The 19043-nt window shown below is 66.8% G+C and carries 21 protein-coding genes, 1 tRNA gene and 1 pseudogene; 10 read left to right on the top strand and 13 right to left on the bottom strand.

From position 1 onward, the window contains the following. Positions 1-135: 135 nt before the first annotated feature. Positions 136-657 (top strand): phage holin family protein, encoded by a 522-nt coding sequence (locus B4U45_RS12135; protein WP_075547848.1) that lies wholly within the window; start codon positions 136-138, stop codon positions 655-657. Next, a complete protein-coding gene (locus tag B4U45_RS12140) occupies positions 658-1626 on the top strand; it encodes an alpha/beta fold hydrolase (RefSeq protein WP_075547847.1) in 969 nt (322 codons plus the stop codon). On the opposite strand, the gene marP is transcribed toward B4U45_RS12140, so the two are convergent. The 4 genes from marP to nth are packed head-to-tail and all read right to left on the bottom strand — an operon-like array spanning position 1619 to position 4971. After that, positions 1619-2812: an acid resistance serine protease MarP gene (marP, locus tag B4U45_RS12145; protein WP_089025098.1), complete on the bottom strand. Its 1194-nt coding sequence runs from the start codon at positions 2810-2812 to the stop codon at positions 1619-1621. The genes B4U45_RS12140 and marP overlap by 8 nt on opposite strands. 14 nt (positions 2813-2826) lie before the next feature. Beyond that, the gene (locus tag B4U45_RS12150) at positions 2827-3591 is read right to left on the bottom strand and encodes an NUDIX hydrolase (protein ID WP_075547845.1); all 765 of its coding nucleotides are present in this window, start codon (positions 3589-3591) and stop codon (positions 2827-2829) included. A gap of 55 nt (positions 3592-3646) precedes the next feature. Then, positions 3647-4294 (bottom strand): TlpA family protein disulfide reductase, encoded by a 648-nt coding sequence (locus B4U45_RS12155; RefSeq protein WP_075547844.1) that lies wholly within the window; start codon positions 4292-4294, stop codon positions 3647-3649. Next, positions 4291-4971, bottom strand: coding sequence for an endonuclease III (gene nth, locus B4U45_RS12160; protein WP_075547843.1), 681 nt, complete (start codon positions 4969-4971; stop codon positions 4291-4293). The genes B4U45_RS12155 and nth overlap by 4 nt, the downstream gene beginning before the upstream one ends. Before the next feature lie 173 nt (positions 4972-5144). On the opposite strand from nth, the gene B4U45_RS12165 reads away from it, so the two are divergent. Together B4U45_RS12165 and crp are read left to right on the top strand one after the other, a co-directional pair. After that, positions 5145-5492: a hypothetical protein gene (locus B4U45_RS12165; RefSeq protein ID WP_075547842.1), complete on the top strand. Its 348-nt coding sequence runs from the start codon at positions 5145-5147 to the stop codon at positions 5490-5492. A 98-nt stretch (positions 5493-5590) separates the two neighbouring features. Continuing rightward, positions 5591-6265: a cAMP-activated global transcriptional regulator CRP gene (gene crp, locus B4U45_RS12170; RefSeq protein WP_036362963.1), complete on the top strand. Its 675-nt coding sequence runs from the start codon at positions 5591-5593 to the stop codon at positions 6263-6265. Between the two features lie 66 nt (positions 6266-6331). On the opposite strand, the gene B4U45_RS12175 is transcribed toward crp, so the two are convergent. From B4U45_RS12175 to sp36, 3 genes are read right to left on the bottom strand one after another with little or no spacing between them, the layout of a single operon-like run. Further along, positions 6332-7117, bottom strand: coding sequence for an MBL fold metallo-hydrolase (locus B4U45_RS12175; protein WP_075547841.1), 786 nt, complete (start codon positions 7115-7117; stop codon positions 6332-6334). Then, positions 7114-7578: a RidA family protein gene (locus B4U45_RS12180; protein ID WP_075547840.1), complete on the bottom strand. Its 465-nt coding sequence runs from the start codon at positions 7576-7578 to the stop codon at positions 7114-7116. Before B4U45_RS12180 ends, B4U45_RS12175 begins: the two co-directional genes overlap by 4 nt. Then, a complete protein-coding gene (gene sp36, locus B4U45_RS12185) occupies positions 7578-7739 on the bottom strand; it encodes a Sp36 family protein (RefSeq protein ID WP_023368608.1) in 162 nt (53 codons plus the stop codon). Before sp36 ends, B4U45_RS12180 begins: the two co-directional genes overlap by 1 nt. 76 nt (positions 7740-7815) lie before the next feature. On the opposite strand from sp36, the gene bagA reads away from it, so the two are divergent. Together bagA and bagB are read left to right on the top strand one after the other, a co-directional pair. After that, positions 7816-8841: an ATPase BagA gene (gene bagA, locus B4U45_RS12190; protein ID WP_075547839.1), complete on the top strand. Its 1026-nt coding sequence runs from the start codon at positions 7816-7818 to the stop codon at positions 8839-8841. Further along, a complete protein-coding gene (gene bagB, locus B4U45_RS12195) occupies positions 8838-9998 on the top strand; it encodes an ATPase BagB (RefSeq protein ID WP_075547838.1) in 1161 nt (386 codons plus the stop codon). Before bagA ends, bagB begins: the two co-directional genes overlap by 4 nt. 325 nt (positions 9999-10323) lie before the next feature. Here bagB and B4U45_RS12200 read toward each other — a convergent pair whose 3' ends face one another. After that, positions 10324-10674, bottom strand: coding sequence for a WhiB family transcriptional regulator (locus B4U45_RS12200; RefSeq protein WP_023368611.1), 351 nt, complete (start codon positions 10672-10674; stop codon positions 10324-10326). Positions 10675-11035: 361 nt separating this feature from the next. Between B4U45_RS12200 and ponA2 the strand changes: the two genes are divergently transcribed. From ponA2 to B4U45_RS12220, 4 genes are all read left to right on the top strand, one after another. Next, on the top strand, positions 11036-13450 hold the full coding sequence (gene ponA2, locus B4U45_RS12205; protein ID WP_075547837.1) for a transglycosylase/D,D-transpeptidase PonA2: 2415 nt from the start codon (positions 11036-11038) through the stop codon (positions 13448-13450). Positions 13451-13504: 54 nt separating this feature from the next. Next, positions 13505-14461: a metallophosphoesterase gene (locus tag B4U45_RS12210; protein WP_075547836.1), complete on the top strand. Its 957-nt coding sequence runs from the start codon at positions 13505-13507 to the stop codon at positions 14459-14461. Then, a complete protein-coding gene (cds1, locus tag B4U45_RS12215) occupies positions 14458-15603 on the top strand; it encodes an L-cysteine desulfhydrase Cds1 (protein WP_075547835.1) in 1146 nt (381 codons plus the stop codon). Before B4U45_RS12210 ends, cds1 begins: the two co-directional genes overlap by 4 nt. Before the next feature lie 17 nt (positions 15604-15620). Further along, positions 15621-15694 (top strand) — tRNA-Pro (locus tag B4U45_RS12220). A 22-nt stretch (positions 15695-15716) separates the two neighbouring features. Here B4U45_RS12220 and B4U45_RS12225 read toward each other — a convergent pair. From B4U45_RS12225 to B4U45_RS30410, 5 genes and pseudogenes are all read right to left on the bottom strand, one after another. Then, on the bottom strand, positions 15717-16409 hold the full coding sequence (locus B4U45_RS12225; RefSeq protein ID WP_083154252.1) for an SDR family oxidoreductase: 693 nt from the start codon (positions 16407-16409) through the stop codon (positions 15717-15719). A 33-nt stretch (positions 16410-16442) separates the two neighbouring features. Next, on the bottom strand, positions 16443-16688 hold the full coding sequence (locus B4U45_RS12230) for a hypothetical protein (RefSeq protein WP_075547833.1): 246 nt from the start codon (positions 16686-16688) through the stop codon (positions 16443-16445). Positions 16689-16716: 28 nt separating this feature from the next. Next, positions 16717-18186, bottom strand: coding sequence for a cytochrome P450 (locus B4U45_RS12235; protein WP_116671270.1), 1470 nt, complete (start codon positions 18184-18186; stop codon positions 16717-16719). A gap of 15 nt (positions 18187-18201) precedes the next feature. Beyond that, on the bottom strand, positions 18202-18504 hold the full coding sequence (locus tag B4U45_RS12240; protein WP_075547887.1) for a DUF4193 domain-containing protein: 303 nt from the start codon (positions 18502-18504) through the stop codon (positions 18202-18204). 263 nt (positions 18505-18767) lie between these two features. Continuing rightward, a pseudogene (locus tag B4U45_RS30410) lies at positions 18768-18893 on the bottom strand (hypothetical protein); the annotation flags it as partial. Positions 18894-19043 lie beyond the last annotated feature (150 nt).

Here is a 19043-nt window from a genome sequence, read left to right on the forward strand (position 1 = left end):
GACCGTCAATTTAATAGGTTGAAACCGCCCGGTGACTCACGGTCTTTGGCTGGCCTCGTCCGGCACCCGGAGCGCATGGCAACATAAACCGCGACTACCGCGAAACCGTGGCCCGTCAACGCGAGAGGATCGTCTGTGAGCAAACCTGATCGCCAGACCGGTGTGCCCAGCACGCTGACCACGATTCCGTTGGCCGATCCGCACGCCCGGCCCGGTGAACCGTCGATCGGCGACCTGATCAAAGACGCGACCGCCCAGATGTCGACGCTAGTGCGGGCCGAGGTCGAACTGGCACGCGCCGAGATCACTCGCGACGTCAAGAAGGGTCTGACCGGCAGCGTGTTCTTCATCGCCGCGCTGGTGGTGCTGTTCTACTCGACCTTTTTCCTGTTCTTCTTCCTCGCCGAGCTGCTCGACTCCTGGCTGTGGCGCTGGGTGGCGTTCCTGATCGTGTTCGCCCTCATGGTGGTGACCACCGTGGTGCTCGCCCTGTTGGGTTTCCTGAAGGTCCGCCGGATCCGGGGACCGCGGCAGACCATCGAGTCGGTGAAGGAGACTCGCACCGCGCTCATGCCGGGCCATGAGAAGACCCCGGCCGTGACCCGCCCTGCGGCGGTACCCGAGGGCAACACGCCCACCGATCCGTCGGGTTGGTAAGTGCCGGCGCCAGATCCGTCGATGACCCGCATCGACGGGCCATGGCGGCATCTGGACGTGCACGCCAACGGCATCCGGTTCCATGTCGTCGAGGCCATTCCGACCGACCCCGACGCGACGGACCCGGTCATACCGGCCATGGCACGGCCCCTGGTGATGCTGCTGCACGGGTTCGGTTCGTTCTGGTGGTCGTGGCGTCACCAGTTGCGCGGGCTCACGAGTGCCCGGGTGGTCGCGGTCGACCTGCGCGGCTACGGCGGCAGCGACAAACCGCCCCGCGGCTACGACGGCTGGACCCTGGCCGGTGACACGGCCGGATTGATCCGCGCGCTGGGACACTCCTCGGCGACGCTGGTCGGTCACGCCGACGGCGGGCTCGCCTGCTGGACCACCGCGCTGCTGCACTCCCGGCTGGTGCGGTCCATCGCGCTGATCAGCTCACCGCACCCGGCCGCGCTGCGACGGTCGACCCTGACCAGGCGAGACCAGGGCCGCGCGCTGTTGCCGACATTGCTGCGCTACCAGGTGCCGCTGTGGCCCGAGCGCCTACTGACCCGACATGACGCGGCCGAAATCGAGCGCCTGATGCGCATTCGCAGCAGCGCCAAATGGGTTGCCTCTGAAGACTTTTCGCAGACCATCGGCTATCTGCGGCAGGCCATCCGGATACCGGCTGCCGCGCACTCGGCACTGGAGTATCAGCGTTGGGCGGTGCGCAGTCAGCTGCGCGGCGAAGGCCGGCGCTTCATGAAGTCGATGCGCCGGCAGCTCGGCGTGCCGTTGCTGCACCTACGCGGCGACGCCGATCCCTACGTGCTGGCCGATCCGGTCGAGCGCACTCAGCGTTACGCACCGCACGGGCGCTACGTATCCGTTTCCGGCGCCGGACATTTCTGCCATGAAGAAGCGCCCGAGGAGGTCAACCGGCAGCTGGCGCGGTTCCTCGATCAGGTGCACCGGCTCAGCTGACGCAGGCCCCGGTGCCGACGCGCTGGGTGGCCCCGATCTTTTCCAGCTGACTGGCCACCTCACCGGCGGTCAGCACGAACCCGGTGTCCGGGTCGTCGACGGCCGCGCCGAACACCACGCCGAGCACCTGACCGTTGAGGTCGATCAACGGCCCGCCCGAGTCACCCTGCTCCACGTTGGCCCTGATGGTGTAGACGTCGCGGGTGACCGGCTGCGGGTTGCGGTAGATGTCGGGACCACTGAGTTTGATGGCCTCGCGAATCCGGGCCGGCGTCGCGGTGAAGTTGCCACCGCCGGGGTAGCCCAGCACCACAACGCTGGTGCCCGTTCTGGCTTCTTCTTGGGCGAACACCAGTGGCGGCGGCGGCAGGTGCGGGACGGCCAGGATCGCGATGTCGACCGAAGGGTCATAGGACACCACGGTCGCGTCCAGGGGTTTGCCGCTGGCGTACACCTGCACGCTGTTGGACCCGGCGACCACGTGCGCGTTGGTCATCACGCGCTCGGGCGCGACCACGAAGCCGCTGCCCTCCAGCACCTTCTGGCAACTGGGCGCCAGGCTGCGGATCTTGAGCACGCTCGGCGCGGTGGCCGTCACCACCGGGTTATCGCTCAGCGCCGGGTCGGGCGAGGCAACCGGAATGACCGGGGTGCGGCTGAACGGCTCCAGCACCTGCGGCAGGCCCGAGGTGTTCAGCAGCGCCGAAAGCCGCTTGGGCACCGTCTTGAGCCAGGTGGGCGCCACCTCGTTGACCTCGGCGAGCACCCGTGACCCGCGAACCGCCGCCGCCAACTCCGGCTGATCCTTCGACTGGGTCAGCGGCGTCGCCAGCAGCCACGCCGCCGTCAGCACCACGACCAGCTGCACCGCCACCCCGATGACCGAGTCGATCACCCGGACCGGCCGGTTGCGGATCGCGCCGCGCACCGCCCGTCCCAGCACCACACCTGCGACTTCGCCGACGACGACCAGTCCCAGGATCAGAAACAGCGCGGTGAACAGCTTGGCCCGGGGGGCCGCGATGTGGGTGACGATGTGGGGCGCCAGCAGCACTCCGGCGATCGCGCCCAAAAGCACGCCGGCAAACGACAGCGTCGAGCCCAGCGCACCGGAGCGCCAGCCCGAGATCGCCGCGATGAAAGCGACCGCCAACACCGCGATGTCGAGCCATTGTGACGGGGTCATGGCATTCATCGAGTTCATCGCAGTCCACCCTGCTCGCCGACCAGCGCCATCGCGTCGTCCAGTTCGCGGACATCGCTGGTGTCCCAGGGCCTGGCCCACCCCGCGACGTCGAGCACCGCCGAGATCACCTGTCCGGTGAATCCCCACACCAGCATGTGGTTGAGCAGAAACGCCGGCCCGGCCCAGCGCCGGCTCAGGGTCCGCCGGTACACCATCAGCCGGTTTTCCGGATTGACGAAGGCGCGCACCGGAACCCGGGTCACCATGGCCGTTTCCGCCTCGTTGACGACGTGCACCGGTCCGGGATCGGGCGAATACGCCAGCACCGGGACGACGTGGAATCGCGACGGAGCGATGAAGGTGCGTTCCATGGTGGCCAGTGGGTGCAGCCTGGCCGGGTCGAGTCCGGTCTCCTCATGGGCTTCCCGGAAGGCGGTGGCCACCGGACCCTGGTCTCCGGGATCGGATGCACCGCCGGGGAAGGCCGCCTGACCGGCATGGTGACGCAAGGTCGACGCCCGCACCGTCAGCAGCAGGTCCGCGTCGTCGGGAACGCCGCCGTCGGCCCGTCCGGACTCGGGACCGGAGAACAGCACCAGAACGGCCGCTTCGCGTTGATTGCGACGCAGGGATGCGGTAGCCCGGGACGCCGCCACCATGGCCAGCATGTCGGCCGGCAGCCGCCGCCGGACCGCGTCGGGCACCCGGTCCACGTTGTCGACCAACGGGCGCAGCCAGGACGGGCCGACCTCGGGCGTCAGGGCAACCCCAGCGTTCACCGGCGCCTCCTTGTCGGGCTGGACGGGTGCACCTGCCCGCCATCTCTCCAACCGCTCACCACGCCTTATCTCCGACCGCGGCCGCTATCTCCTCGGCGCTGGCGAAAGCGCGCGGCAGGGTCTGGGCCACGCTACCGTCCGGCCGCAACAGCACTGTCGCGGGCATCACATTCGCCACCCGCAATGCTGCCGCCACCTTACGGCGGCCGTCCTGCAGGGTCGGCAATCGAACACCCAGATCGGCCAACCGCAGCAACGCGGCCGCCTCATTCTCGTCCTGATGCACCGTCACCACCATGACGTCGGGCCCGACCCGTTGTTGATATTCGGCCATCGCGGGCAGTTCGGCGATGCACTCCGCACACCAGTACGCCCAGAGATTGAGCAGCACCCGCCGCCCGGCCAGCGCCCGGGCCACGTCGACTGCCGAACCGTCGGCCGCGCATTCCACCGCCACGCCGCTCAGTGCCGGTGAGCCCGGGCCGTCACCGGCGACCGGGCAGGGCGGCAGGTTGGCGCGTCGCCGCGGCCCGGCCAGTGCCGCGGCGGTGTCGGCATCGCGGTGGTCTCGCGCCGCGGGCGCCTGTTGGGTTGCGGTGCTTGGGGAGTCGTCGCGCAGTTGGGCGACCAGCGCCACGATGAGGGTGGCGACCACCGCCAGGACCGCGATGGTCCAGCGGGTTGAGGTCAGTCGCGAGGTCACAGGCCGGCAAGGGCCAGCAGATGCTCGGTTTCGGGGCCCTGGACAAGAGCTGCGGCCAGCAGCGGCTCGGTGGGGCCGAGTCCGAAGGAAGGGCAGTCTTTGGCGAGCACGCAGACACCGCACGCGGGCTTACGGGCATGGCACACCCGGCGGCCGTGAAAGATCACCCGGTGGCTGAGCACGGTCCACTCCTTGCGTTCGATCAGTTCGCCGACCGCGTGTTCGACCTTTACCGGGTCGGTTTCGGCGGTCCAGCGCCAGCGCCGCACCAATCGCCCGAAATGGGTGTCGACGGTGATCCCGGGGACGCCGAAGGCGTTCCCGAGGATCACGTTGGCGGTCTTGCGTCCAATCCCCGGCAGCGTCACCAGTTCGACCATGGTGGCGGGCACCTCGCCGTCGAACCGCTCGACCAGAGCTTGCCCGAGGCCGATCAACGCGTTCGCCTTGTTACGGAAGAAACCAGTGGGGCGAATGAGGTTTTCCAGCTCGGTGCGGTCCGCTTTGGCGTAGTCGAGCGCCGTCCGATATTTCGCGAACAACGCCGGCGTCGTCAGGTTCACCCGTTTGTCGGTGCTTTGCGCCGAGAGGATGGTCGCCACCGCGAGCTGGAGCGGATTGGTGAAGTCCAATTCGCAGTACACATGCGGAAAGGCTTGTGCCAGTTGACGATTCATCCGCCGGGCGCGGCGCACCAAGGCGGTGCGGGTTTCAGAGGACCAACGCTCGGCGACGTCGGCGGCGGGCGTGGCTGGTGTAGGCCGGGTAGGCCCGGACGACTTTGCCGCTGTCACCTACGACAGAGTACTGATTTCGTGATCTGACCGAGACCTCGTGTTGATGCAAGGCCATGTTTACTCTCCTTGTGTCGTGGTTGCTGGTGGCGTGCGTTCCGGCGTTGCTGATGCTGACCACCCTCGGCCTTGGTCGGCTAGAGCAAGCGCTTTCCTGCGATACCGTGACCGCTTCGGACGTTGCCGAGTTTCTCGAACAAGCTCAGGCCGTCGATGTGCACCGGCTGGCCCGCGAGGGCATGCCGGAGGCGCTGGCTTATCTGCATCGACGCCAGGCGCCGGCCCTGACCGAGGCCCCCACAACCAGGGCCCTCACCGGCAAGCATCACGCCGATCCGTACCGCGCTGCCCCCCGACACATCCATTCCCGGGTTCAGGCGACTCGACACGTCAATCGTGTGTAGCGTTGGCACGTCGTACCGATTGGCCTAACCTGTACACCGGCGCTGGTCAAGAGGGACGGCCTGCCCGTATCACTTCGTTGGAAAGCTGAAGAGGCAACGTGGACGAGATCCTGGCAAGGGCAGGAATCTTCCAAGGGGTTGAGCCCAGCGCGGTCGCGGCACTGACCAAGCAGCTGCAGCCCGTTGACTTCCCCCGCGGACACACGGTTTTCGCTGAAGGTGAGCCGGGCGATCGGCTGTACATCATCGTCGCGGGCAAGGTGAAGATCGGGCGCCGCTCGCCGGATGGCCGGGAGAACCTGCTGACCATCATGGGCCCGTCCGACATGTTCGGCGAGTTGTCGATCTTCGACCCCGGGCCGCGAACATCCAGCGCGACCACCATCACCGAAGTGCGGGCGGTCTCGATGGACCGCGACGCGCTGCGGGCGTGGATCGCCGATCGTCCGGAAATCGCCGAGCAACTGCTGCGGGTGTTGGCCCGCCGGTTGCGGCGCACCAACAACAATCTGGCCGACCTCATCTTCACCGACGTGCCCGGCCGGGTGGCCAAGCAGCTGCTGCAGCTCGCCCAGCGTTTCGGCACCCAGGAGGGCGGCGCGATGCGGGTCACCCACGACCTCACTCAGGAGGAGATCGCCCAGCTGGTCGGGGCTTCGCGGGAGACGGTGAACAAGGCGCTGGCCGACTTCGCGCACCGCGGCTGGATCCGGTTGGAGGGCAAGAGCGTGCTGATCTCCGACTCCGAACGCCTGGCGCGCCGCGCTCGCTAGCTCCGCCGAGCAGACGCAGACTCGCATCACCGCCGCGATTCGTGTGTGATTCTGCGTCTTCTCGCGCTACGGAGCTCGCAGATAGTCCAGTTGCACTTGCACCGACCATTCGGCGGCATCCCAGAGCTTCTCGTCGACGTCGACATAGACGTGTTCGACGACCTGGCGGGTGGTGGCATCGTCGCCGAGGTCCCGCAGCGCCGAGCGCACCTGCGCGAGCCGCTCCTGCCGGTGCGCGAGGTACCCCTGCGCGACGGCCGCGACATCGGTCAATTCCGGCCCGTGCCCGGGCAGGACGGTCCGCTGACCCAGACCGCGCAGCCGATGCAGCGATTCCAGGTAGTCGGTCAGGCTGCCGTCGTCCTTGTCCAGAACAGTGGTGCCGCGGCCCAGCACGCTGTCGGCCGTCAGCACCGCATCGTCGAGGAGGAACGACAGCGAGTCGGCGGTGTGACCCGGGGTCGCCAGCACCGTGATCTCCAGCCCGGCGGCCTCGATCACTTCGCGATCGCCCAGCACCCCGTGATCGCCGCGCAGAAATTGCGGGTCCGCGGCGCGTACCGGCGCCCCAGTCAGCTCGACCAGCTTGTCGATGCCGTCGGTATGGTCGCCGTGGCGATGGCTGATCAGCACCAGCGCGATACGGCCCAGCGCGGCGATCCGGGCGAGGTGCTCGTCGTCGCCCGGCCCAGGGTCGACGATGACCAACTCGTCACTGCCCGGTCCGCACAGCACCCAGGTGTTGGTGCCCTCCAGCGTCATCAGCCCGGGATTGTCGGCTACCAGCACCGATGCCGTGCCGGTGACCGGCCGCAGCCGGCCGTAGGCGGGATGGGTCAGCGGCGCGGTCACGGCCGCTGGCCGACCTCCACGATCAGCTCGACTTCGACGGGTGCGCCCAGAGGCAACTCGGATACGCCGACAGCCGAACGCGCGTGCGCGCCGTTGTCGCCGAACACCTCGGCAAGCAGGTCCGAGGCTCCGTTGATGATGCTGGGCTGACCGTGGAAGCCCGGCGCGGAGGCGACGAACCCGACCACCTTGACCACCCTCGTCACCGCGTCCAGACCCACCAGTGAATTCACCGCCGCCAGCGCGTTGAGCGCACACATGCGCGCCGCGGCCTTGGCTTCCTCCGGCGTGATGTCGGCGCCCACCTTGCCCGTGCAGGCCAGCTTTCCGGCCTCGAAGGGCAACTGCCCCGAGGTGTAGACGAGGTTGCCGGTGCGCACCGCCGGCACGTAGGCCGCCAGCGGCGCCACCATCTCCGGGAGCGTGATGCCCAGTTGCGCGAGCCGGGATTTTGCGTCCATTACTTCGGGCGCTTCAGGTAGGCGACGTGCTGCTCGCCGGTTGGCCCCGGCAACACCGCGACGAGCTCCCAGCCGTCGGCTCCCCACTGGTCGAGGATCTGTTTGGTGGCGTGCGTGAGCAGCGGAACCGTCGCGTACTCCCATGCGGAGGGTTGGGTCATGACGGCAGCTTATCCGCCCCCGTTGACGAGCTCCGGCCAGCCCGGCGGCCGAGCGAAGTGGTGGGGCTAGCATGCGATGGTGGCGAACACACCTCACGACGGTCCTTCCGTCGGCTGGCCGTCGCGCCTGTCGAAGGCCCGCTTGCACTTTGTCACCGGCAAAGGCGGCACCGGGAAATCCACCATCGCGGCCGCACTGGCGCTGACACTGGCAGCCGGAGGCCGCAAGGTGCTGCTCATCGAAGTCGAAGGGCGCCAAGGGATTGCGCAGCTCTTCGATGTCCCGCCGCTGCCCTATCAAGAGGTCAAGATCGCGACCGCCGAGCGCGGCGGGCAGGTGAACGCACTGGCAATCGATATCGAGGCCGCGTTCCTGGAATACCTCGACATGTTCTACAACCTGGGCATCGCGGGCCGGGCAATGCGACGTGTCGGTGCCATCGAGTTCGCGACGACGATCGCGCCCGGCCTTCGCGATGTGCTGCTGACGGGCAAGATCAAGGAAACGGTGGTCCGCCTCAACAAGGGGACCAAGAACCCGGCCTACGACGCGATCGTCGTCGACGCACCGCCGACGGGCCGCATCGCGCGCTTTCTGGACGTCACCAAGGCGGTCTCCGATCTGGCCAAGGGCGGGCCGGTGCATTCGCAGGCCGAAGGGGTGGTGAGGTTGCTGCACTCCGATCAGACCGCTATCCATCTGGTGACGCTGCTGGAAGCGCTGCCGGTGCAGGAGACCCTGGAGGCGATCGAGGAGCTTGCCGAGATGCAATTGCCGATCGGCAGCGTCATCGTCAACCGCAATATTCCGGCCTACCTGAGTGCCGAGGACCTCGCGAAGGCCGCCGAGGGCGATGTCGACGCCGACGCGGTGCGGTCCGGTTTGGCAATGGCCGGAATCGAGCTGGCGGCAACGGATTTCGCCGGTCTGCTGACTGAGACGATCCAGCACGCCAGCCGAATCAGTGCACGCGCCGAAACCGCGCAGCAACTTGACGCCTTGCATGTTCCGCGGCTGGAATTACCGACGATTTCCGATGGTGTCGACTTGGGCAGCTTGTATGAGCTTTCGGAATCGCTTGCGCAGCAGGGAGTTCGATGAGCACTGTACCGAAAACCCTTGATATGGCCGCGATCCTGGCCGATACGTCCAATCGGGTTATCGTATGCTGCGGAGCCGGCGGTGTGGGCAAGACCACAACTGCCGCGGCAATTGCCTTGCGCGCAGCCGAATATGGCCGCACCGTCGTCGTCCTGACGATCGACCCGGCCAAGCGGCTGGCCCAGGCCCTGGGTATCGACGACCTGGGTAACACACCGCAACGGGTGCCATTGGCCCCGGAGGTGCCCGGCGAGTTGCACGGGATGATGCTCGACATGCGGCGCACCTTCGACGAGATGGTGGTCCAATACTCCGGATCCGAACGCGCACAATCGATTCTGGACAACCAGTTCTACCAGACCGTCGCCACATCACTTGCCGGCACCCAGGAGTACATGGCCATGGAGAAGCTGGGCCAGCTCCTGGCGCAGGATCGCTGGGATCTGGTCGTGGTGGACACCCCGCCGTCGCGCAACGCGCTGGACTTCCTGGACGCGCCAAAACGCTTGGGCAGCTTCATGGATAGCCGGTTGTGGCGGCTGCTACTGGCGCCGGGCAGAGGTATCGGCCGGCTGGTGACGGGTGTTATGGGTTTGGCTATGAAGGCGATGTCTACGGTGCTCGGTTCGAAGATGCTGAGCGATGCCGCCGCATTCGTGCAATCGCTGGACGCCACATTCGGGGGTTTCCGGGAGAAGGCCGACCGAACTTATGCGTTGCTCAAACGGCGCGGTACCCAGTTCGTGGTGGTGTCTGCGGCCGAGCCCGATGCGCTGCGTGAGGCGTCGTTCTTCGTCGACCGGCTGACCGAAGAAGGCATGCCGCTGGCGGGGCTGGTGTTGAACCGCACTCACCCGATGCTGTGCGCGTTACCCGTCGAGCGGGCCATCGACGCGACCGAAACGTTGGAGGAGCAGCACGGCGAGTCGGAGGTGGCGTCGCTGGCGGCAGCGGTGCTGCGGATCCATGCCGACCGCGGGCAGACGGCCAAGCGAGAGATCCGGCTGCTGTCCCGGTTCACCGGGGCCAATCCACACGTGCCCGTCGTCGGGGTCCCGTCGCTGCCGTTCGACGTCTCCGACCTGGATGCGCTGCGTGCGCTCGCCGACCAGATCGCTCCCGTCGGCGACGAAGCGGCCCGCGCCACAGGCCGCTGAGAAGCCGGCCCGCGGCATCGAGTGTGTGCCGAGGGCGTCGACCGTGAATCCGGGGCGCGGCCAGTTGAGTCTGAGCCGGATATTTCCGCCCCTGCCGCACACTGGACGCCTACGACTCACAGTCGACGCCTACGACTCCCAGCAGATTCGCGAAACCGGCCCCCACCGCGCCGAACAACGCTACAGTGAGAAAACCGCGCTATTACGCACGCGCCAGTTCCTATTGGGCACAAGACAATTAGAGCCAGGGACGCCGACTCAGTAACAAAATCGTAATGGGGAACAAGGGGCCGGCCGGCTCGCCTGCACCCCCTATCCGAGAGCCTTAACCGACGCTGCGACGCTTGCGCTTGTCGAGGTAGTCCGACCACGAGACCACCTCAGGATGCTGCTTGAGCAGTGCTCGGCGCTGACGCTCGGTCATGCCGCCCCACACCCCGAACTCGACCTTGTTGTCAAGTGCGTCGGCCGCGCATTCCTGCATTACCGGACAGTGACGGCAGATCACCGCGGCTTTGCGCTGCGCGGCGCCACGGACGAAGAGTTCGTCCGGGTCCGTCGCCCTGCACAGCGCTTTTGACACCCAGTTGATCCGTTCCTCCGCATCGGCGCTGCGGAGGAGGTTTTGCGCCGACGTGAGGTTTGTCCTTCGAGCGGCCGGACGTGTTCCTGACACGAGCTGATCCCTTCCTCCCGGCCGCTAGCCGCGACCGCCCTCCTCGGGTACCAGCCGATGTTGCGACCTAAGACACACTGTGCACATCGGTGTTACCTGAATCTCACTGCGCTTATAAGTTAGGTGGTCAGGTGGCAATTGCGCAACAGTCTGATAACGCTTTTTTTGGGACGCGCGTCCCGACTTCTGGCGATCGGCCGGGGGAAAAGCACCCCCTCGGTCCCCGATTAGGTCCCTGACCTGTGACGCACGCGCAAAATAAGCGCCGGGGCGGCGCGGGCGCCGCCGTCACCGCTTTCCTAAGAATTTTTTTCAGTCTCACGGCGCGGGGGCGTGACAAGGGGCCGCTACTGTAGTACGCATGTCCGATCGCCCCCCGGTGGCGCTTACCCTGCTCAAGCTCGCGGGCTGTTGTGTGTTGGCCAGCGTCGTGGCCACGGCACTGATGTTCCCCTTCGCAGGCGGGCTGGGGCTGATGTCCAATCGCGCTTCTGAGGTAGTGGCGAACGGCTCGGCTCAGCTCCTTCAGGGCGAGGTTCCGGCCGTGTCGACCATGGTCGACGCCAAGGGCAACACCATCGCGTGGCTGTACTCGCAGCGCCGGTTCGAGGTGCCTTCCGACAAGATCGCCAACACCATGAAGTTGGCGATCGTCTCCATCGAGGACAAGCGCTTCGCCGACCACAACGGCGTCGACTGGAAAGGCACCCTCACCGGACTCGCCGGCTATGCCTCCGGGGATCTCGACACTCGCGGCGGTTCCACCATCGAGCAGCAGTACGTCAAGAACTACCAACTCTTGGTCACCGCCCAAACCGACGCCGAGAAGCGGGCAGCCGTCGAGACCACTCCGGCGCGCAAGCTGCGCGAGATCCGGATGGCGCTCACCCTGGACAAGACCTTCACCAAACCCGAGATTCTGACCCGGTACCTGAACCTGGTGTCGTTCGGCAACAACTCCTTCGGTGTGCAGGACGCGGCGCAGACGTACTTCGGCATCAACGCCTCGGATCTGAACTGGCAACAGGCAGCGCTGCTGGCGGGCATGGTGCAATCGACCAGCGCGCTGAATCCCTACACCAACCCCGAGGGCGCGCTGGCCCGGCGCAACCTGGTCCTCGACACCATGATCGAGAACATCCCGCAAGAGGCCGACGCATTGCGTGCCGCCAAGGCGCAGCCGCTGGGAGTGTTGCCGCAACCCAACGAATTGCCCCGCGGCTGCATTGCCGCCGGTGACCGTGCCTTCTTCTGCGACTACGTCCAGGAGTACCTGTCCCGCGCCGGGATCAGCAAGGACCAGCTGGCCAAGGGCGGCTACCTCATCCGCACCACACTGGACCCCGACGTCCAGGTCCCGGTCAAGGCGGCGGTCGACAAATTCGCTCCCCCGAACCTGGCCGGCATCTCCAGCGTGATGAGCGTCATCGCACCGGGCAAGGATTCACACAAGGTGCTGGCGATGGCCAGCAACCGCAAGTACGGCCTGGACACCGAAGCCGGTGAAACCATGCGGCCCCAGCCGTTCTCACTCGTCGGGGATGGCGCGGGTTCCATTTTCAAGATCTTCACCACGGCCGCAGCGCTCGACATGGGTATGGGCATCAACGCCCAACTCGACGTGCCACCCCGATTCCAGGCCAAAGGGCTGGGCAGCGGCGGAGCCAAAGGCTGTCCCAAGGACACCTGGTGCGTGATCAACGCCGGCAATTACCGCGGATCGATGAACGTGACCGACGCGCTGGCCACCTCCCCCAACACCGCCTTTGCCAAGCTGATCTCGCAGGTCGGGGTGAGCCGCACGGTCGACATGGCCATCAAGCTCGGCCTGCGGTCCTACGCCAATCCCGGCACCGCGCGTGACTACAACCCCGACAGCAACGAGAGCCTGGCCGACTTCGTCAAACGCCAGAACATCGGGTCGTTCACCCTGGGTCCGATCGAGGTCAACGCACTGGAACTGTCCAACGTCGCGGCCACGCTGGCCTCCGGCGGCGTGTGGTGCCCGCCGAACCCGATCGACAAGCTGATCGACCGCAACGGCAACCAGGTTTCCGTCACCACCGAGACCTGCGAACAAGTGGTGCCCGAGGGTCTGGCCAACACCCTGGCCAACGCGATGAGCAAGGACGCCGTGGGTAGCGGCACGGCAGCCGGCTCGGCCGGCGCCGCGGGCTGGGACCTGCCGATGTCGGGTAAGACCGGCACCACCGAGGCGCACCGCTCCGCCGGGTTCGTGGGTTTCACCAATCGCTACGCGGCGGCGAACTACATCTACGACGACTCGACGTCGCCGACGGATCTGTGTTCCGGCCCACTGCGCCATTGCGGCAACGGTGACCTCTACGGCGGCAACGAGCCGGCCCGGACGTGGTTCACCGCCATGAAGCCGATCGCCAACAACTTCGGCGAGGTGCACCTGCCGCCCACCGATCCGCGGTATGTCGAAGGATCGGCGGCCTCCCGGGTGCCGAGCGTGGCCGGGCTGGATGTGGACCAGGCGCGCCAGCGCCTACGGGACGCCGGTTTCCAGGTCGCCGACCAACCCAACTCGGTCAACAGCAGCGCCAAGTACGGCGAAGTGGTCGGAACCTCGCCCAGCGGCCAGACCATTCCGGGTTCGATCGTCACGATCCAAATCAGTAACGGCATCCCGCCGCCACCGCCGCCGCCGCCGGAGGACGGGCCGCCGGCTCCGATCGGTTCGCAGGTTATCGAGATCCCCGGGCTGCCGCCGATCACCATTCCACTGCTGGCTCCGCCGCCGCCTCCGTAGGGTTGTTGCGCTAGACACAAGCGATCAGTCGGCGACCGGCAGTAGGCTGCCTGCATGGCTGTTTCGCCCGTCCTGTTACGCACCGGTGCCGTCGCGCTCGGCTCGATCGTCGCCGGGATCGGTTACGCGGCGCTCATCGAACGCAACGCGTTCGTGCTGCGCGAGATCACCATGCCCGTGCTGAGTCCTGGGTCCACACCGCTGCGGGTCCTACATATCAGCGACCTGCATATGCTGCCCGGCCAGCGCCGTAAACAGGCCTGGCTGCGCGAGCTGTCCAGCTGGGAACCCGACCTGGTGGTCAACACCGGCGACAATCTGGCGCATCCCAAGGCGGTGCCGGCAGTGGTGCAGGCCCTGGGCGACCTGCTGCACCGGCCGGGCGTCTTCGTCTTCGGTAGCAACGACTACTTCGGGCCGCGCCTGAAGAACCCGGCCAATTACCTGATCAACCCGGGCCACCGCGTCCACGGCGAACCGCTGCCGTGGCAGGATCTGCGAGCGGCGTTCACCGAGCGCGGCTGGCTCGACCTCACCCATAACCGTCGCGAATTCGAGGTGGCGGGGCTGCATATCACCGCAGCCGGCGTGGACGACCCCCACATCGATCGGGACCGCTATGACACGATCGCGGGCCCGGCGAGCCCGGTCGCCAACCTGCGGCTGGGACTGACCCACTCACCGGAGCCTCGGGTGCTGGACCGCTTCGCCGCCGACGGCTATCAGCTGGTGATGGCCGGCCACACCCACGGCGGACAGCTGTGCCTGCCGTTCTACGGGGCCCTGGTCACCAACTGTGGGCTGGACCGGACGCGGGCCAAAGGGGCATCCCAGTGGGGCGCGACCATGCGGCTGCATGTCTCCGCCGGCATCGGGACTTCGCCGTTCGCGCCGGCGCGGTTCTGCTGCCGGCCGGAAGCGACCCTGTTGACATTGATCGCCAGCCCCATGGGCGGCCGGGACTCGAACAGGAACCTGGGCCGTTCGCAGCCCAAGGTCTCGGTGCGTTGAACGACCGGACCCGCATCGCCGTCCGCAGCCTGTCCCGCGATTGGACAGACAACGCGATCAGGCTGATCGAGGCTGATGCCCGGCGCAGCGCCGACACCCACCTGCTGCGCTACCCCCTGCCGTCGGCCTGGTGCGCCGATGCTGACGTCGCGCTGTATCTGAAGGACGAGACCACACACATCACCGGCAGCCTCAAACACCGGCTGGCGCGGTCGTTGTTTCTGTATGCGCTGTGCAACGGCTGGATCGGGGAGAACACCACGGTGGTCGAGGCGTCGTCGGGTTCGACAGCGGTATCGGAGGCCTACTTCGCGTCGCTGCTGGGCCTGCCGTTCGTCGCGGTGATGCCGGCGGCGACCAGCGCCGCCAAGGTAGCACTCATCGAATCGCAAGGCGGCCGTTGCCATTTCGTGGAGAATTCCAGTCAGGTCTACGCCGAGGCGGAACGCGTCGCAGCCGAAACCGGCGGTCATTATTTGGACCAGTTCACCAATGCCGAGCGCGCCACCGACTGGCGCGGCAACAACAACATCGCCGAGTCGATCTTCGCGCAGATGCTCGAGGAGAAGCACCCCGTCCCGGACTGGATCGTGGTCGGTGCCGGAACCGGCGGAACCTGCGCGACGATCGGGCGCTACATCCGCTATCGGCGGCACGCGACCCGGTTGTGTGTCGTGGACCCGGAAAATTCGGCGTTCTTCCCCGCATACGCCGAAGGTCGGTCCGACGTCGTGATGTCCGCGTCGTCGCGGATCGAGGGCATCGGCCGGCCGCGGGTCGAGCCGTCGTTTCTGCCCAGCGTGGTCGACCGCATGGTGTCGGTCCCCGACGCCGCGTCGATCGCGGCCGCCCGCCACGTCAGTAGCGTGCTGGGACGCCGGGTGGGGCCGTCCACGGGCACCAACCTGTGGGGAGCGTTCGGCTTGCTCGCCGAGATGGTCGCCGACGGCGGCAGCGGCTCGGTGGTCACCCTGCTCGCCGACAGCGGCGACCGCTACGCCGACACCTACTTCGACGACGACTGGGTCGGTGCGCAGGGGCTCGATCCGAGCGGTCCGGCCCGGGCCTTGGTCGAGTTCGAACGCTCCTGCACCTGGGACCCTGAGCCGGCGGTTTGGCGAGTCGACGGGCGGGTGCGATAGGCTGTCGTGGCTTCAAGCGGGGTGTGGCGCAGCTTGGTAGCGCGCTTCGTTCGGGACGAAGAGGCCGTGGGTTCAAATCCCGCCACCCCGACTCGACAACGGCGTTCCGGCGCCTATGCGGTAACCAGGCTATTCGTGGCGAGCGGTGTTCCGAAGTAACCGACATCGGGATCGACGACGACAGTCTTGGCTTGGCCTTGGCGCGCCAGGACGTCGAGGGCCATCTGCTCGAACGAGATCTTCTCCGGCCCGCCGACATTCTCGATGCCACCCAGCGGCTTGCCTTCCGCCACCCTGGCCACCGCAGCCGCGAGGTCGGCGGCGGCGATCGGCTGGATCAGCGCGTCCGGGACGCGCACTTCGTCGCCGACCGTCATCGACGCCACGATGGCGTCGGTGAACTCCGCGAACTGGGTGGCCCGCACGATCGAGTAGGGCAGCCGCGCTTCTTCGATGAGCTTCTCCTGGGCGACCTTCGCCCGCAGGTAACCGCTGTCGGGCAGCTGATCGCAGCCGACGATCGACACCGCGACGTAGTGCCCGACGCCGGCCGCCCGCGCGGCGGCCACCAGGTTGGTGGTCGACTTCGTGAAGAACTCCATCACCGGATCGTCGTCGAAGGAGGGTGAGTTCGACACGTCGACAACGACGTCGGCCCCGCTCAGAGCGTCGGCGAGGCCCGCTCCGGTCAGCGTGTTGACACCGGTGCTGGGCGATGCCGCCACCGTCTGGTGACCGTGTTCCCGCAGCTTCTCGACCACTTGCGACCCCAGGATGCCCGTGCCACCAATCACCACGACCTGCATCGCTTCCCCCTTTTCCAAAGATGCCGATACCGTTTAGATGACGTGCGCATGGGCCAGCGCGAACAGTAGCGCGACCCAGCCCGCGGAGATCGCCAGCCCGGCGATCGCCAGTCCCCGGCCCTCTTCGGGATTCTTGATCTGAACCAATGCGGTGACGGCGCAAACGACGCTCAACACCAGCGCCCCCACGACGCTGAACGCGAACGCCGCCGACGCATAGCCGTTGGTGGCACGCTCCGGCGCGGCGCCGGCAACCGACAGTGGGCGGGTGGTTGTCATCTCGGCTGTATCCCTTCGTCGCCGCGTGTCACTGCCGACGAGCATCCGAGCCAGCGCTTGGAAGATTCTCAACGGATTCTTGGAGCCGTGGCCGGAACCGCACTCTGGTTCCATGGCGGGGCGCCAGCATGATGGAGCGGCGCACGATGCGCTCGGGCAGGTCGTCGACGGCACTGAAGTCGCCCTCGCGCAACAGTAGGTGCACCACGGTGACCAGCTCTCGAATCGAAAAAGCCGCTCCCAGACAACGTTTCACGCCACCACCGAACGGCACCCAGGCGTAGGTTTGCGGGTGCACCCCGAGGAATCGGTCGGGCCGGAACTCGTTGGGATGGTCATAGACATCGGGATTGCGGTTGATGGCGATGATGTGGACGACGATGCGCGTCCCGGCATCCACGAGGTAGTCGCCGATGCGAAATGGTTGGGCGGCAACGCGTGCCGTGACTGGCGCGGGCGGCCGTATCCGCAACGTCTCGTTGATCACCGCCGTGGTGAACGCGTCCGCACCGCTGACGGCTTCGTCTCGCACTCGCCGCAGCGCCTCGGGATGGTGCAGCAAGAGATCGAATACCCAGGCCAGCGTGGTCGCGGTGGTTTCGTGGCCGGCCAGCATCAAGGTGATCAAATCGTCGCGAATCTCGTTGTCGGACAATCCTTTACCATCCTCGCCGCGCGCGCACATCAGCAATGCCAGGATGTCGCGTTGCTCGGTCAAGCTCGGGTCGTCGCGCCGTCGGGCGATCAGCGGCATGACGACGTCGTCGATCTCCCGAAAGGCCCGGGCCCGCGATGGCCACACGCGTAATGTGCCCAAGCGCCGAAGTGCGTAGCGAACCGTCAACTGCTCCGAGACACCGAGGTTCAGCAGACGTTCGAACGGCCGGCCCAATCGCCGCACCTCGTCGGGATCGCGCACACCGAAAACCACCTTGACGATCACGTCCAGCATCAGCGCCCGCGCCGCCGGCAGCAGCGCGAACGGACGGTCGACGGGCCAACTGCGCATAGCCGCGCCGGTGGAGTCTTCGATGATCGGCACGTAACCGTTGAGGGCGGTTCCATGTAACGGGGGTGTCAGGAGTTTGCGGCGCCGCAGATGCTCCGGCTCCTCCTGCACAAACATCGACCCGGACCCGTAGATCGCCGCCGCGGGGCCCACGCCCTCGCCGCCGAGCAGGACGTCGGCGGGAGCGGTGAAAACCTCTTTCACCAGCGCCGGATCGGACACGATCGCGACGTCTCCCAAGGTGAGGATCGGCATCGTCATGATCGGGCCGTAGCGGCGGATCAGCCGCAGCATCCGGCGTTCCCCGCCCACCAGATAGGCAACCGCATACGCCGCCGCACAAGCCGTACGAAACGGGCGCGGGGCCGGCAGCCCCGGTGGCCGGCGGTTCACGTCCGGTGGGCCGGCCAAATCACGCTCCGAATCGGGCTCCAAATCTGGTGAAGCAGCCACGCCCACGACACAACACGGCGCCGCCGGCCAGGTCAAGACCGGCCGAGCCGGTCACACACAGTCGGCGCACACCGGAAGCTCGCCGGCCGAACTGCGCAACCGGCTGCGGTGCTGCACCAGGAAACAACGTGAGCATGTGAATTCGTCGGCACGCTGGGGAATCACCGCTACCGATAGTTCTTCACCGGAAAGATCCGCACCCGGCAGTTCGAAGAATGGCGCCTCGTTCGGATCGTCGTCGGCGACGGCAGTGGACAATTTGGGCAGGACTGGTGTCAGTTCGCGCAGAACCGAACCGTCCGCGGTCTCGGCGTCGGACACACGGCGTGCATCGTAATCGCTAGCGGTCGGCATGGTGCGTTCCTTCCTGCGCAGTGACCGGGTTTCACCTGCTGTGGTCACCCCGTGGCAGAGTCAATACCCCATTCGGATATCGGCCACACCTGTCAACAGAAAGAAATTGCCGACGCTTGCAAGGCGCGTCGATCGATAGTCAACTCTCCAAAGAGGCCGACTCAGCGGGCCGGGATTTCCATCCCGTGCCAGCCGTTGGGCATGGTTTGGGGCTCCCCGGATCCATAAGCCGGGATTCGGCTGCGTGAGACTGCCAGCCCGAACCAGGGCGACATGACGGCCACCACCAGGATCACCGCGGCCACCACCTCATGCCCAGTTGCCAGCAGCACCAGGCCGGCGACGAGTCCGACTGCCCAGATGCCCGCGGCCACCAAACCGGGCACGTTGGCGCCGCGCTCGCCGGCCATCGACCGCGGCGTGCGGCCAGCACAAACGGCGCTACTTTCGGTGTCAAGCATGCTCAACTCCCCAGCTATATCGGTGTGGCCACCACCATAGCCTATGGAAACTATTTCCACATCGTCTAATCTGTAATC

It is taken from the genome of Mycobacterium persicum, assembly GCF_002086915.1.
Lineage (GTDB): Bacteria > Actinomycetota > Actinomycetes > Mycobacteriales > Mycobacteriaceae > Mycobacterium > Mycobacterium persicum.